This is a genomic window from Aquitalea sp. LB_tupeE, from assembly GCF_013391415.1.
In the GTDB taxonomy this organism is placed as follows: Bacteria; Pseudomonadota; Gammaproteobacteria; order Burkholderiales; family Chromobacteriaceae; genus Aquitalea.
Genome location: NZ_JACAXB010000007.1, coordinates 108,479 through 123,020, shown reverse-complemented (window position 1 = coordinate 123,020; position 14,542 = coordinate 108,479). Strand labels below are relative to the sequence as shown.

Below are 14,542 nucleotides of genomic sequence, written 5' to 3'. Positions count from 1 at the left end.
TTGCCACAGCCTTGTCTGGCAACCGTTCTGCTGTGTCTGGGGCTGTTTCTTCATTGCAACAAGCAGGCTCCGGCACGGCTTGTTTCGTGCTGCCGCCACCTGCCGGGATAGCCATGCAGGATTTGCCGATTTGGGATAAGGCCGCCAAAAACTGGCGCGTATATTGATCTGCAACAAATCGTGTTGCTGCTGTTGCTGCTTGTCAGTGACAGACGGCAACAAGGCAAATCAGGTGGTCGTGCTGTCCGGTGCGACCGCCCTGCAAGGAGTGGAGAAGAAATGGATCACAATCTGGTAGAGGTTCTGGAGCCGGTTAATGCTTTCCTGCTACGCGAGCATGGCTTGCTGGTGGACGGCAAGACAGTGGCTGCCCAGTCCGGCCAGCGTACCGAGGTGCGTAATCCGGCCACCGGCCAGGTGATTGCCAGCGTGGCCGATGGCAACGAGCAGGATGTTGATGTGGTGGTGCAAAGTGCCCATCGTGCCCATACCACTGGCGTGTGGTCCGGCCTGCGCCCGGCTGACCGCGAGCGCATTCTGCTGAAACTGGCCGATGTGCTGGAAACCCATGCCGAGGAACTGGCGCAGCTGGAAACGCTGAACCAAGGCAAGTCCATCCATATCTCGCGTGCCATCGAAGTGGGCGCGGCCATCGAATTTGTCCGCTACATGGCAGGCTGGGCCACTAAGCTGGGTGGCGAAACCATGGACGTGTCCATTCCGGTACCGCCCGGCACCCGCTATACCGCCTATACCCGCCGTGAACCGGTGGGCGTGGTAGCCGGTATCGTGCCGTGGAATTTCCCGCTGATGATTGCCATCTGGAAGATGGTGCCGGCGCTGGCCGCCGGTTGTACCGTGGTGCTCAAGCCCTCCACCGAAACTCCGCTTACTGCGCTGCGTCTGGGTGAACTGGCACTGGAAGCCGGCATTCCGCCCGGCGTGGTGAATGTATTGACCGGGCGTGGTTCCCGCGCGGGTCAGGCGCTGGCCGGCCACCCGCTGGTGAGCAAGGTGTCGTTTACCGGTTCTACCGAAATCGGCAAGACCATCGGCCATACCGCCATCGACAACATGACCCGCTTCTCATTGGAGCTGGGCGGCAAAAACCCGATGATCATGCTGGGCGATGTGGACGTGGACAAGGCCATCCAGGGGGCGCTGATGGGCGGCTTCCTCAATCAGGGCCAGGTCTGTGCCGCCGCTTCCCGCCTGTATATCCAGCGCAGCAAGTTCAAGCAGATCGTCGAAGGCCTGGCCGCTGCCGCCAACAGCATGACGCTGGGTTGCGGCATGGACCTGAACGCCCAGGTCAACCCGCTGGTATCCGCCCGTCAGCAGCAGTCGGTGTGCCGGCTGATCGACACCGCCCGCAGCGAAGGGGCCAGCATTCTGGCCGGCGGCGGCGCGGCCGATCTGCCCGGTTACTTCGTCAAGCCCACCATTATTGTCAACGCTGCCCAGCACAGCACCATCGTGCGCGAAGAAGTATTCGGCCCGGTGCTGGTGGCCTTGCCCTTCGACCATGCCGACGAGGCTATCGCCATGGCCAACGACTCGCGCTATGGCCTGGCCGCCAGCCTGTGGACCAATGACCTGTCCGCCGCCATGAACCTGGTACCGCGCATCGAGGCGGGCACGGTGTGGGTCAACAGCCATATTCCGCTCGACCCCAGCCTGCCGTTTGGCGGCTTCAAGCAATCCGGCATCGGCCGCGAGTTTGGTCGCGGTGCGGTGGAAAACTTTACCGAGACCAAGTCGGTCTGTATCGCGCACTGAGTTAGCTGGCGAGGCTTTGTCAGCCCCGCCTGACTTGCTGATCTGTTTTAAAGGAGCAACACCATGTCTTACGACAAGTCCCGTTTCTGGCACCCCATGCTGCACCCGAATGAAATGAAACAACGTCAGCCCATCCGCATCGTGCGTGGCGATGGCTGTCATGTATTCGACGACCAGGGCCACAAGCTGGTGGATGGCGTGGCCGGTTTGTGGAACGTCAACGTTGGCCACAACCGCCCGGAAATCAAGCAGGCCATCGTGGAGCAACTGGACGAGCTGGAATACTTCCAGCTGTTTGACGGTATTTCGCACCCGCGTGCGGAAGAATTGTCCGCCACCCTCATCGACATGCTGAAGCAGGAGGACATGGCGCGGGTCAGCTTCAGTTCCGGCGGGTCCGACGCGGTGGAAACCGCGCTCAAGCTGGCACGCCAATACTGGCGTGTCAGCGGCCAGCCGGATCGCACCAAGTTCATCTCGCTCAAGCAGGGTTACCACGGCGTGCATTTCGGTGGCGCTTCGGTCAACGGCAATACCGTGTTCCGCCGCAGCTACGAACCGCTGCTGCCGGGCTGCTTCCATGTGGAAACCCCGTGGCTGTACCGCAACCCGTTTACTGAAGATCCGGAAGAGCTGGCGCAAATCTGCGCGCAGATGCTGGAGCGGGAAATCCTGTTCCAGAGCCCGGATACCGTGGCTGCCTTTATCGCCGAGCCCATCCAGGGGGCTGGCGGTGTCATCGTCCCGCCGGCCAGCTACTGGCCGCTGATCCGCGCCGTGTGCGACAAGTACGGCGTGCTGCTGATTGCCGATGAAATCGTCACCGGTTTTGGCCGTTCCGGTTCCATGTTCGGCAGCCGTCTGTGGGGCGTAAAGCCGGACATCATGTGCCTGGCCAAGGGCATTTCCTCCGGCTATGTACCGCTGGGTGCCACCGTGGTGAACCAGCGCGTGGCCGATGCCTTTGCCAAAAACCAGGATTTCGGCGGCGTCATCATGCACGGCTACACCTATGCCGGTCACCCGGTCGCCTGCGCGGCAGCCATTGCCAACCTCAAGATCGTGCGCGAGGAAAACCTGCCGGCCCAGGCCGCTGCTCAGGGTGAATACCTGCTGGCCAAGCTCAAGCCGTTTGCCGACAAATACGCCTCCGTCGGCGAGGTGCGTGGCAAGGGGCTGATGATTGCACTGGATCTGGTGCAGGACAAACAGACCCGCGAGCCTATCGATCCGATGGGCGGCTATGCCAACAAGGTGGCCGAAATAGCGCGTGAAAACGGCGTGCTGGTGCGCCCGGTGGGCACCAAGATCATCCTGTCGCCGCCGCTGGTCATCGGCCAGGCTGAATGCGATGCCATCGTGGCAGCGCTGGCTGCCGGTTTCGAGGCGGCCTGAACCACGTGAGGGGAAGGGGCTGTGTCAGCCCTTCTCATTATCAGGACAACACCATGGCTCATCTGCTTGCCGCAGTACCGGTGGCAAAACCGTTGCAACGCTGTCTGGACGTGCTGCAGGATGTATTGCCGCACAGCGCCACTGCCTTTTACCGGGTGGACCGGCAGCAGCAGCCGCACGATTTCGTGTTGCGCCATATGCCGGACGAGGTGCATCAGCGCTATGTTGCCCGCTATATGGGGCATGACCCGCTGCATCCGGCCAGGCTGTCCCGTCAGCCGCTGGATGTGGTGACGCTGGGCAGCGCCTTGCCGGCAGCGCAACGTGCCACATCCCGCTATGCCCCTTTCCTGACCAGCAACCGGCTGGTGGATGTCGCGGAAATCCTGCTGCGGCGGCAGGGGCGGGTGGTGGCCGCTTTCTCCTTGCTGCGGCAGGGGCGGATGCCCGGCTTTGCCGACGAGGACTTACGTGTGCTGCACGGCTTGCATGGCCTGCTGGACATGGCGCTGGACAGTACGCTGTACCAGCCTTGCCCGGACCCCGCCATCGTACTGACCGAGCGCGAGCAGGCGGTGGCCATGTTGTTGTCTACCGGTGCCTGTAACAAAACCATTGCCCGTGAGCTGGGCATGGGACAGGCCACGGTCAAAACCCATTTATTGCACCTGTTTCGCAAGTTTGATGTGAGTAGTCGTACCGCATTGGCACATGCCTTGTTTGTCCGGCAACAGGCTGGTCAGGCAAGGCGACAGTGACGGTTTCATCCGGGACAGCCATAAAAATAAGCGCCCGGCTATCAGCATGATGGGGAAGGTGTACTGATGCGCCACAGACAGGTAGCAAGCCTGCTGCAGTGCCTCCCTGCCATGGTTCGCGAGTCTTCAGGAGGAAAACAGCATGTCAATAGAGAAGAAACTGACCCGGCACCTGCAGCAAGGGGTGGTGGGTTTTCCGGTGGCGCTGGCCAGTTCGGTCGGCGTGGTGATGGCCAGCCCGGTCATTCTTACCGTGACCAGCGGTTTTGGCATGGCCGGCAGCACCTTTGCCCTGGCCATGCTGATTGCCTTCATCATGATGCAGGCGCAGGCCACCACTTTTGCCGAAGCGGCTTCGATGATGCCGACTTCCGGTGCTGTCTACGATTACATATCCTGCGGGCTGGGGCGCTTCTGGGCGATTACCGGCACCATCTCTGCTTACCTGCTGGTGCATGTGTTTGCCGGTACGGCGGAAACCATCCTGTCCGGCATCATGGCGCTGGTGAACTTTGAACACCTCAACACCATGCTGGAACACAGCGGTACATCCTGGATGGTGGGGGTGGGGCTGGTGGTGCTGTTCGGCATTCTCAACGCCATGGGGGTCACCATTTTCGGCAAGGCGGAAATCGTGCTCACCTTCGTGATGTGGGCCACGCTTACCGTGTTCGGCATCATCGGCCTGATCAAAGCTCCGGCTGTTTCACTGCAAGGCTGGTTCGGCAGCCCGCTGGACCTGAGTGACGCCAGTGGCGTGCTCAGCCTGATCGGCATGGCCATGTTCATGTTTGTCGGCTTCGAACTGGTGACGCCGTTGGCTCCGGAGCTGAAAGATGCCGGTCGCAATATTCCGCGTGCCGCCAAGCTGGGTCTGACCGGCGTTGCCGTCACCATGGCCATTTACGGCGCTGCCATGGTGCATCAGGTGGCCAATGTGGCGATGGATCCGAAGAATCCGGCCGGTCCGCATTTGCTGGATACCCCGATGGCGATTCCGGCCTTTGCTGATCAGGTGATGGGCCCCTTTGGCAAGATCTGGCTGGGTATTGGCCTGCTGTTTGCCGGTGCCGCCACCATCAATACCCTGATTGCCGCGCTGCCGCGCATTCTGTACGGCATGGCGGTGGATGGTGCGCTGCCCAAGGCCTTTACCTATCTGCACCCGCGTTTCAAGACGCCGCTGGTGGGCATTCTGGTGGCGGTGGTCATTCCCTGTGTCCATGCCTGGTTCATCCAGGGGGATCTGGACCGCATCATGCCGCTGGTACTGGCAGCGGTGTGCGCCTGGGGTGTGGCTTATCTGCTGGTGAATCTGGCCATTGTCCGTCTGCGCTTCACCCGGCCGGATTTTCCGCGGGCCTACCGCTCACCGTGGTTCCCGCTGCCGCAGATTATCTCCTCGGTGGGCATCCTGATTGCCATCTGGTACATCACTCCGCCGGGCATGCACCCGCGAGATATCTATCTGCCCTTTGGCGTCATGCTGGGTCTGACTGCGCTGTACGCGCTGGTGTGGACCGTGTTGGTCCAGAAGGTGAACCCCTTCCGTGCCGTGGCCATTGAAGACATTCTGGCCGAGGAGTTCGGCAAGGTGGGCGGCCATGCTTCGCTGATCGACGAGGAGCTCAAGCGTGTTGCCTCTGGTGCTTGAGCGGCTGTGGCAGCAGCGCCTGCCCAAGGCTTATCGGCCGGGGGCCACCCTGTCCAAGCTGGCACAAGACCTGAACGGGCTGGAAGTGATGGGTGCGGAAGAGGGCTGTCCGGACTACCGGCTGCCCGCTGCGGACTGGTCATTCCGGGTGGAGGAGCGGGTGGAACGCCAGTTCCTGCTGCATACCGTCAGCTGCTGCTTTGTACTGCCACTGCCTGGCGCTGCGCCGTCGCGTCCGTCCCGACTGGCGCTGCAACACCGGGGCAACTGGCAGCGCAAGGGCTTTGGCTGCCTGTGCCGCGAGGGGGATGGTGCAGCGCTGGCGCCCCTGATGGCCTTGTTGCAGCAAGACCGGGACTTGCACACCGCACTGATGCCGCTGGATTTCAAGCGTTGTGAACTGATTGCGGATGCGCAGGGCTGGCGGCTGGAAATCGAGCATTTTGCCGCCAGTGAAGTGGTGGGCAGCTTCCCGCCTTTTCGCCGCTATATCCGCCTGTTGACCACACAAAAACTGGCGTTGTTGGCCGTGATGGCGGCGGTGCAGCGGGTGGTGGCCCGCGCGGGCTGATTGACATGCGGTAAATCACAATGCCACAGGCCCCGGTACATGCGCCGGGGCCTGTGGCATTCAGCCTCGGGTTTCAGAGGTCTGCTTCGGTCAGCTGTGGCTTGTCCTCGGTCACCGCCACCGGGGCTGGCAGTTGCTCCAGTTCATTTAGCAGGCTGATCAGCAGCTCCAGCTTTTCCTCGCCAAAATGCGCTTCTATCTGCCGATAGCAGGCGTTGGACAGTGGTGCGACCTCGCGCGTCAGCTGGCGGCCCTCCAGGGACAGGGACACGATCAGCCGGCGGCTATCCACCTTGTCGCGGCTGCGGTGGATCAGGCCGGCCTTTTCCATGCGCACCAGAATACCGGTGAGGCTGGGAGACAGAATGCAGGCCAAGTCGGCAATCACCCCGGCTTCCATTTCGCCACGGTCGTCCAGCAGGCGCAGAATGCGCCATTGCTGTTCGGTCAGGCCCACACTGTTGAGCAAGGGACGAAAGTAAGCCATGACGGCTTCACGGGCGCGCAGCAAGTGCTGCGGTAGACGGTGCTGGTGTTGTGCGCTGGAAGTTGGCATGTGATTCAGGAAGGCAGATCAATGTGATTAATATCTTAACATTCTGCGCGTCCATTCCCAAGTCGCCATCTGCCATTTGCCCGGCGCAATATGTGCCACATGCAAAGGCTGCTCCTCCATCTGGTGGATGGGGGAGTTGAACCGGCCTGCCTACACTGTGCTTTCCCGATCTCATTTCAGGAAGGAAAGCAGATGGCAGCACAAGCCAAAACCGTGGTGATTACCGGAGCCGGTAGTGGCATAGGCGCAGCCTGCGCTGCATTGCTGGCAGCCGATGGCATGCAACTGGTGTTGATTGGCCGTCGTGCCGCGCCTTTGCAGCAGCTGGCTGCACAGTACGGTGCGCTGGCACTGGCTGGCGATGCGGCGGACAGCACATGCTGGCCTGACTGGCTGGCACACATCCGTCAACGCTTCGGCAGCATTGACGGCCTGCTGTGTTGTGCTGGCGGCCTGGGCATGGGCTGCGCGCTGGAAACAGATGATGCAGCCTGGCAGGCCGCCATACGCGCCAATCTGGATACCGCTTTTGTTGCGGCTCGCGCCTGCTTGCCGGACTTGATGGCCAGCCGGGGTGCCATGGTATTGCTGGCGTCGATTGCCTCGCTGGCCGCCGGGCCGGCGGTGTGTGGCTATACCACGGCCAAGCATGCGCTGATTGGCCTTACCCGCTCGCTGGCGCGGGACTACGGCCCGCATGGGGTGAGGGTGAATGCGGTGTGCCCCGGCTGGGTGAAAACGCCGATGGCGGATGAAGAAATGCAGCCGCTGATGCAACAGTATGGCGACAGCCTGGATGAGGCCTATGCCCGGGTGACGGCGGATGTTCCCTTGCGCCGGGCGGCCGCGCCGGGGGAAATCGCCAGCATCTGTCGCTTCCTGCTGTCGGAGCAGGCCAGCATCATCACCGGCGCGGCCATTGTGGCTGATGGCGGCTCAAGCATTGTCGATGTGCCTACCCTGGCTTTCAACGCACTGTCCTGAGTGCAGTTGCAATTGGAATCAATGAACAACACCGCCTACATGGCGGTGTTGTCGTTTGCGGCACTAGCAATTGTTTCAGTGCAGCGCCGCCGTGCTTTCCGGCAAGGTGGCACCGCCGTCCACGATGATGGTCTGCCCGGTGATGTAGGCTGCGGCATCTGACGCGAGAAACAGCATGGCTGCGGCAATATCTCCCGGCTCGCCCAGTCGTCCCAGTGGAATGTTGCGGGCGATGGCAGCATTCAGGCTGTCGTCCCCGAGATTATCCATGGCCGGGGTGCGAATCATGCCCGGTTCCACGCCGTTGACGGTAATGCCATCGGCCGCCAGTTCCAGTGCGGCAGCGCGGATGAAGCCATTGACCCCGGCCTTGGAAGCGGCATAGTGCGCCAGCCCCGGATAGGCGACCCGCGGGCCGGTCACCGAGGACGTCACCAGCATGCGGCCACCGCCTTGTGCACGCATGGCGGGCAGGGCGGCCTGGCTCAGCCAGAACAGCGCCTGCAGATTCACCGCCAGCGTTCGTTGTAACAAGGGTGGGGTGATGTCAGCAAACGCCGTGAGCGGGAAATAGGCCGCGTTGTGGATCAGCACATCCAGCCGGCCCTGTTGTGTCAGCACCTGTTTTATCAGTGCGTTGGCCTGTTCCGGTTCCGCCAGATCGCACTGGCAGGCGCAGGCTCTCAAGCCTTGCGCCTGCAAGGCAGCAGCGGTGGCCCGGGCCGCTTCTCCCTGCACATCCACCACCACCACCGTGGCCGCGTGGCGGGCAAACAGCTGGCTGATGGCGGCACCTATGCCTTGTGCGCCGCCGGTCACCAACACCACTTTGCCGGCAAAATCCAGGTTCAGCATGGGCTGTGCTCCGGCTTACAGTGGGTGGCTGGTGTGATTGAGAATCTGCGTGATGGCACCGACCGGGAAGTTGGACAGCGCAGAAAAGTCATTGCCCTGGTAGCCGAAGATCTTGCCATCGGTTTTCAGCTGTTGCAGGTCGATCAGCACCACGCCCAGCGTGGGGACAATCTTTTCCCGCCACACAAACAGATAAAGCTGCTCTGCCAGCTTGAAGTAATGACAGCGGTCCACATCGGCCAGCCCTTGCTCCACCCCTTGCAGGCACTGCCAGGTATAGAAGTGGCTATTCAGATAAATGTGTTCGTAGCATTCGGTGGGGCTGTAGCGGTACTGGTTGCGCAGGCCGATCAACTCATCCGTACTGTGATGCAGCGCGCTGTGTGCCGTTACCGGCTGGTCGATGCAGCCATGGGCAAAGCGGCAGTCCACAGCGGTTAGCGCCTCACCGGCCAATACTCGGCTGAAGACGGAACGGGCGACATCTTCCGCCTGCGGCAGCATCCCGGCCACGGCAGTGAACAGGCCATGTGCCAGATCCAGTACCAGGCTGAGTGAATGCCCGTGCTGCCCTTCCGGCAGGAAATCCAGCAACACGATGCCGAGGCGCAGGCTGCTGGCACGATAGCGGCCCTGGCCGCTGAAGCCTGACGCCTCTCCGTCGGTCAATGTCGTCAGCTGGCAGTCTGCGGTATTCACTTGCAAGCGGGCACGGCTGCCATCGGCAAAATGCAGTTGCAACTGACGGCCCAGCAGCAGCGGGCTGAAAGGCAGGATGTGGCTGTCGGGGGCAAAACCGTCGGCCAGATCGCCGACCGGGATGAAAACGGGTTGAGTACTCATGCTGCGCTCCTGATGAGGGTGGGTGTGGGCGCAGTGTGCAATGGGGCGGGGAGGGTAACCATCCACCGTATGGTGGAGCCATGCATGCAAACAGGGCGCTGTCCCGGCAGGAGAGCGCCCTGTAATGCTTATCCCGTCAGTAAACCAAACCTGAGGAGATGTGCGATGAAAGCTGCGGAATCAGGCGTCCGGCACGTTCATCGAGTTGATGCTGAAGCCGGCGTCCACATAGGTGATTTCGCCGGTGATGCCGGAGGACAGGTCCGACAGCAGGAAAGCAGCGGTGTTGCCGACTTCTTCGGTGGTCACATTGCGGCGCAGACAGGATTGGCCGGCTGCAATCGACAGCAGCTTGGAGAAGCCCGAAATACCGGCAGCAGCCAGAGTCTTGATCGGACCGGCGGACAGGCCGTTCACACGGATGCCGTCCTTGCCCAGGCTGGCCGCCATGAAGCGTACCGATGCTTCCAGGCTGGCCTTGGCCAGACCCATCACATTGTAGTTGGGGATGGCACGTACCGCGCCCAGGTAGGACAGGGTCAGCAGGGCACCGTTACGGCCTTGCATCATCGGGCGGGCTGCCTTGGCCAGCGCCGGGAAGCTGTAGGATGACACATCGTGTGCGGTCTGGAATGCTTCGCGGCTCAGTGCGTCCAGGAAGTCGCCTTCCAGCGATTCGCGCGGGGCGAAGGCAATGGCGTGTACCAGGCCGTCCAGGCCGTCCCACTGTTTGCCCAGGTCAACAAACAACTGATTGATTTCTTCGTCGCTTTGTACATCGCAGCGGAACACCAGTTCGCTGCCAAAATCCTTGGCCATTTCACGTACACGATCTTCCAGCTTGTCCACCACATAGGTGAACGCCAGCTCGGCACCTTCGCGGTGGCAGGCTTGCGCGATGCCATAAGCGATGGAGCGGTTGGAAATCATGCCGGTAATCAGAATTTTTTTGCCTTGCAGAAAGCCCATTTGGAGTCCTTCTTGGTAGAAACAGGGGAGCATTATACCCAAGCCTGCGCTACGCTGTCGTGGGGATTGTCCTACAGCCTGCCTTGCAGGACACGGCAGGTGCTCGGAAAAAGGTTTATATCGTGGTAACAAGCAGTAAAACGGTATCGGACTGCATTCCGTCACCATGTTGAAACAGGCTATTCTAGCCACGATGAATCTTAAAATCCTGTCGCTGCGGCAGTTGATGCACAGCACCGGCCTGTCCGGACAGGGATAAAAGCCATAATGATAAGCTAGTCATGATCAATGCGTAAGCCGTATAACAAGATGAAACACTTACATTGCTTGGGGGTGATGCTGCTGCTGTGGGCGGGCAGCGGCATGGCTGCGCCGTCTCAGGCGCTGGGCTATGTGCCGAAATATGCGGCAGGCTTTACACATTTTGACTACGTCAATCCGTCTGCGCCCAAGGGGGGGCGGCTGGTTTTGCCGGCACAAGGCAGTTTTGACACGCTCAATCCATTCACGCTCAAGGGCGACAAGGCCGATGGCGTGGAAGCCCTGACGCTGGATACCCTGGGGGTGAACAGCGAGGACGAACCTTACACATGTTACGGTTTGCTGGCAGACGACATGCAGCTGGCGGCCGACAAGCTGTCCGTTCGTTTTCATCTGAATGCACAGGCCCGTTTTGCCAACGGCCAGCCGGTGCAGGCCGCTGATGTGGTAGCTTCCTTCAATACCCTCACCCGCGACCGCAGCGCCGCTCCCCTGTACCGGCTGTATTGGGCAGATGTGAAGCAAGCGGTGGCGCTGGATGCCAATACCGTGCGCTTTGATTTCAAGCGCAAAAATTCCGAATTGCACATGATTCTGTGCCAGCTGCCGGTGTTTTCCCGACAGTGGATTCCCGCAGGCAAGACGCTGGCTGATATGGTACTGCTGCCGCCAGTGGGTTCCGGCCCCTATGTGCTGAGCCAGTACCAGCTGGGCAAGAACATCCGCTTCCAGCGCAATCCGCATTACTGGGCAGCCAATTTGCCGGTACGGCGCGGCATGTTCAATTTTGATGAAGTTGGCTACCGTTATTATCAGGACGAAACCGCCCGGCTGGAGGCCTTCAAGGCGGGTGAGTTTGATGTTTCGGCCGAGAACATGGCCAAACAGTGGGCGCGTGGCTATATCGGCCCCAAGTTCGACGATGGCCGCATCGTCAAGAAAGCCCTGCCGCACCAGCGTTCTGCAGGCATGCAGGGTTTTGTGTTCAATCTGCGGCGGCCTCAGTTTGCCGACAAACGTCTGCGACAGGCCATCAGCCTGGCTTTTGACTTCGAATGGGCCAATCGCAACCTGTTTTATGGTCAGTACCGGCGCAGCAACAGCTTTTTTACTAATAGCGAGCTGGCAGCCAGCGGCCTGCCTGGGCCGGACGAACTGAAACTGCTGGAACCGATCCGGGAAAAACTGGACCCGGCGGTATTCGGCCTGCCTGTGGAGCCACCCTTCACCGATGGGCGTTACGGCATCCGCCGCAATCTGCGCGAGGCGCGTCAGTTGCTGTTCGAGGCAGGCTGGCGCTACGAAGGCGGCAAGCTGGTGGACCATCTGGGCCGCCCGCTGCGTATCGAGTTTCTGACCTATTCCAAGGTATACGACCGGGTGGCCAGCGGCTGGCAGCAGAATCTGGCCAAGCTGGGCATCACCCTGACCGTGCGGGTGGTGGACCCGGCCATCTATCAGCGGCGGCTGAATGATTTTGACTACGACATGACCGTGGTGGTGTATGCCGCCAGCAACAGCCCAGGCAACGAACAGCTGGACTTCCACAGCTGCCAGGCCGCGCAGACCCCCGGCTCGCAAAACTGGGCCGGGCTGTGCGACCCGGCAGTGGAGGCCTTGCTGCCGCAATTCCAGCATTTTGCCAGCCGTCAGCAGTTGCTGGCCGCCAGCCATGCACTGGACCGGGTGCTGCGTGCCGGCTATTACCTGGTGCCCAACTGGAATCTGCCGTATCACCGCATGGCCTGGTGGAACCGCTTTGGTCAACCGGCCAGGCTGCCGCTGTATTACAGCCCGACCACGTGGGCCATCGAAACCTGGTGGGAGAAAAAATAAGCATGTGGCGCTATATCCTGAAACGGTTGTTGCTGATGATTCCCACGCTGATCGGCGTGCTGGCGCTCACCTTTGCCATCATCCAGTTCGTGCCGGGTGGGCCGGTGGAGCAAATGGTGCAGCAACTGAGCCATAGCGGTGTGGCCGGTGAAACCACCGCCACCAGCAGCTTGTTCAAGAGTCGTGGCGGCTTGCAGCCGGAAGAATTGCAGGCATTGCAAAAACTGTATGGCTTTGATCAGCCGCCCTTGCAGCGCTTTGGACACATGCTGGCCGGTTTCGCCCGTTTCGATCTGGGCGAGAGCTTTTTCCATCACCAGTCGGTGGCGCAGCTGATTCTGTCCAAGCTGCCGGTGTCGATGAGCATCGGCCTGTGGACCTTCTTCATCACCTATCTGCTGTGCATTCCGCTGGGCATTGCCAAGGCGGTGCGTGACGGCAGCCTGTTCGACCTGGCCAGCAGCACAGCCATCCTGTTGGGCTACGCCATTCCGGGCTTCGTACTGGGGGTGGCCTTGCTGGTGTTGTTTGGTGGCGGCAGTTTCTGGCAGCTGTTTCCGCTGCGCGGCTTGGTAAGCGACAACTGGGACAGCCTGAGCCTTATCGACAAGGTGCTGGATTATCTATGGCACATCGTGCTGCCGGTGACGGCCTCGGTGGTGGGGAATCTGGCAGTGATGACCATGCTCACCAAGAATGTGTTTCTGGAGGAAATCCGCCGTCAGTATGTGTATACCGCCCGTGCCAAGGGCTTGTCCGAGCGCGCCATCCTGTATCGCCATGTGTTCCGCAATGCGCTGATTCCGCTGATTACCGGCTTCCCGGCCGCCTTCATCGGCGCTTTCTTTACCGGCAGCCTGCTGATTGAAACCCTGTTTTCGCTGGACGGGCTGGGCCTGCTGTCCTACGAGTCCGTGATGCGGCGCGATTACCCGGTGGTGATGGGCAGCCTGTATGTGTTCACCCTGCTGGGGCTGGTGGCCAAGCTCTTGTCTGATCTGAGCTACGTGCTGGTGGACCCGCGGGTCAGTTTTGACGGAGGGGAGCGATGAGCCACGCACCCGGCCTGACCCCGACCCAGCGCGCCTGGCGGCGCTTTTGCCAGCACAAGCGCGGCTTTTACAGCCTGTGGCTGTTTTTGCTGTTTTTTGTCCTGTCGCTGGGGGCCGAGCTGCTGTCCAACGACCGGCCGCTGGTGGTGCGTTATCACGACCAGCTGTATTTCCCGGTGCTGTTCGATTATCAGGAAACCGCCTTTGGTGGCGATTTCGATACCGCTACCGATTACCTGGACCCCTTCATCCAGGATCAGTTTGCCCGGCCAGGCAATTTCGCCATTTATGCGCCCAACCCTTACAGCTACAACACCGTCAATTATTTTGCCGACAACCCCAACCCGGCCGCTCCGTCCAACGACAATGTGCTGGGTACTGATGACCGCGGGCGGGATGTGCTGGCACGGTTGATTTATGGCTTCCGGGTATCGGTGCTGTTTGCGCTGGCGCTTACCGTGTCTGGCACTCTGCTGGGCGTATTGTTTGGTGCTTTGCAAGGTTTTTTCGGTGGCAAGTTCGACCTGCTGTTGCAGCGTGTGCTGGAAATCTGGGGCAGCCTGCCAGAACTCTATTTGCTGATCATCCTGGCGTCCTTGTTCAACCCCAGCTTGTGGCTGCTGTTGCTGTTGCTCACCCTGTTTGGCTGGATGGGCCTGGCCGATTACGTGCGGGCAGAATTCCTGCGCAACCGGCAGATGGACTACGTACTGGCTGCGCGCGCCTGCGGGCTGAACAGCTGGCAGATCATGTGGCGGCATGTGCTGCCCAATAGCCTGACGCCGGTACTGGCTTTTCTGCCATTTCGGGTGAGCGGGGCGATTCTGGCACTCACCAGCCTGGACTTTCTTGGCCTTGGCGTGCCATCGTCCACGCCCAGCCTGGGCGAGCTGTTGGCACAGGGCAAGGATAATCTGGATGCCTGGTGGATTGCGCTGCCCACCTTTGTGGTGCTGACCGTCACCCTGTTATTGCTGATATTCATTGGCGAAGGCCTGCGTGCCGCGCTGGACACCCGGAAAGGCTGAG

13 protein-coding genes are annotated in these 14,542 nt (G+C 60.8%); 9 read left to right on the top strand and 4 right to left on the bottom strand.

The annotated features are described in order from the left end of the window. Nucleotides 1-279: 279 nt before the first annotated feature. The 5 genes from HWX34_RS01970 to HWX34_RS01950 all read left to right on the top strand — a co-directional run bounded on the left by HWX34_RS01970 (nucleotide 280) and on the right by HWX34_RS01950 (nucleotide 6,157). The gene (locus tag HWX34_RS01970) at nucleotides 280-1,779 is read left to right on the top strand and encodes an aldehyde dehydrogenase family protein (RefSeq protein ID WP_178970750.1); all 1,500 of its coding nucleotides are present in this window, start codon (nucleotides 280-282) and stop codon (nucleotides 1,777-1,779) included. A 63-nt stretch (nucleotides 1,780-1,842) separates the two neighbouring features. Next, nucleotides 1,843-3,174 (top strand): aspartate aminotransferase family protein, encoded by a 1,332-nt coding sequence (locus tag HWX34_RS01965; RefSeq protein ID WP_178970749.1) that lies wholly within the window; start codon nucleotides 1,843-1,845, stop codon nucleotides 3,172-3,174. 53 nt (nucleotides 3,175-3,227) lie between these two features. Further along, nucleotides 3,228-3,932 carry a LuxR C-terminal-related transcriptional regulator gene (locus HWX34_RS01960; protein WP_178970748.1) on the top strand — a complete coding sequence of 235 codons (705 nt, stop codon included), beginning with the start codon at nucleotides 3,228-3,230 and terminating at the stop codon, nucleotides 3,930-3,932. A gap of 142 nt (nucleotides 3,933-4,074) precedes the next feature. Next, nucleotides 4,075-5,586: an APC family permease gene (locus tag HWX34_RS01955; RefSeq protein WP_178970747.1), complete on the top strand. Its 1,512-nt coding sequence runs from the start codon at nucleotides 4,075-4,077 to the stop codon at nucleotides 5,584-5,586. Beyond that, on the top strand, nucleotides 5,567-6,157 hold the full coding sequence (locus HWX34_RS01950; RefSeq protein WP_178970746.1) for a DUF3156 family protein: 591 nt from the start codon (nucleotides 5,567-5,569) through the stop codon (nucleotides 6,155-6,157). Before HWX34_RS01955 ends, HWX34_RS01950 begins: the two co-directional genes overlap by 20 nt. A 73-nt stretch (nucleotides 6,158-6,230) precedes the next feature. On the opposite strand, the gene hpaR is transcribed toward HWX34_RS01950, so the two are convergent. Beyond that, nucleotides 6,231-6,713: a homoprotocatechuate degradation operon regulator HpaR gene (hpaR, locus tag HWX34_RS01945; protein ID WP_178970745.1), complete on the bottom strand. Its 483-nt coding sequence runs from the start codon at nucleotides 6,711-6,713 to the stop codon at nucleotides 6,231-6,233. A 192-nt stretch (nucleotides 6,714-6,905) separates the two neighbouring features. On the opposite strand from hpaR, the gene HWX34_RS01940 reads away from it, so the two are divergent. After that, complete coding sequence (locus HWX34_RS01940; RefSeq protein ID WP_178970744.1) at nucleotides 6,906-7,697, top strand: SDR family NAD(P)-dependent oxidoreductase; 792 nt, start codon at nucleotides 6,906-6,908, stop codon at nucleotides 7,695-7,697. A gap of 75 nt (nucleotides 7,698-7,772) precedes the next feature. On the opposite strand, the gene HWX34_RS01935 is transcribed toward HWX34_RS01940, so the two are convergent. The 3 genes from HWX34_RS01935 to fabI all read right to left on the bottom strand — a co-directional run bounded on the left by HWX34_RS01935 (nucleotide 7,773) and on the right by fabI (nucleotide 10,364). After that, on the bottom strand, nucleotides 7,773-8,552 hold the full coding sequence (locus tag HWX34_RS01935; protein ID WP_178970743.1) for an SDR family oxidoreductase: 780 nt from the start codon (nucleotides 8,550-8,552) through the stop codon (nucleotides 7,773-7,775). A 15-nt stretch (nucleotides 8,553-8,567) separates the two neighbouring features. After that, entirely contained in the window at nucleotides 8,568-9,395 is an 828-nt protein-coding gene (locus HWX34_RS01930; protein WP_178970742.1) for a MoaF C-terminal domain-containing protein, read from the bottom strand. Between the two features lie 180 nt (nucleotides 9,396-9,575). After that, nucleotides 9,576-10,364 carry an enoyl-ACP reductase FabI gene (gene fabI / locus HWX34_RS01925; RefSeq protein WP_178970741.1) on the bottom strand — a complete coding sequence of 263 codons (789 nt, stop codon included), beginning with the start codon at nucleotides 10,362-10,364 and terminating at the stop codon, nucleotides 9,576-9,578. Nucleotides 10,365-10,673: 309 nt separating this feature from the next. Here fabI and HWX34_RS01920 point away from each other — a divergent pair, with 309 nt between their 5' ends. From HWX34_RS01920 to HWX34_RS01910, 3 genes are read left to right on the top strand one after another with little or no spacing between them, the layout of a single operon-like run. After that, the gene (locus HWX34_RS01920; protein ID WP_178970740.1) at nucleotides 10,674-12,461 is read left to right on the top strand and encodes an extracellular solute-binding protein; all 1,788 of its coding nucleotides are present in this window, start codon (nucleotides 10,674-10,676) and stop codon (nucleotides 12,459-12,461) included. A gap of 2 nt (nucleotides 12,462-12,463) precedes the next feature. Beyond that, complete coding sequence (locus tag HWX34_RS01915; RefSeq protein ID WP_178970739.1) at nucleotides 12,464-13,513, top strand: microcin C ABC transporter permease YejB; 1,050 nt, start codon at nucleotides 12,464-12,466, stop codon at nucleotides 13,511-13,513. Continuing rightward, complete coding sequence (locus tag HWX34_RS01910; protein ID WP_178970738.1) at nucleotides 13,510-14,541, top strand: ABC transporter permease; 1,032 nt, start codon at nucleotides 13,510-13,512, stop codon at nucleotides 14,539-14,541. The genes HWX34_RS01915 and HWX34_RS01910 overlap by 4 nt, the downstream gene beginning before the upstream one ends. Nucleotide 14,542: the final 1 nt, after the last annotated feature.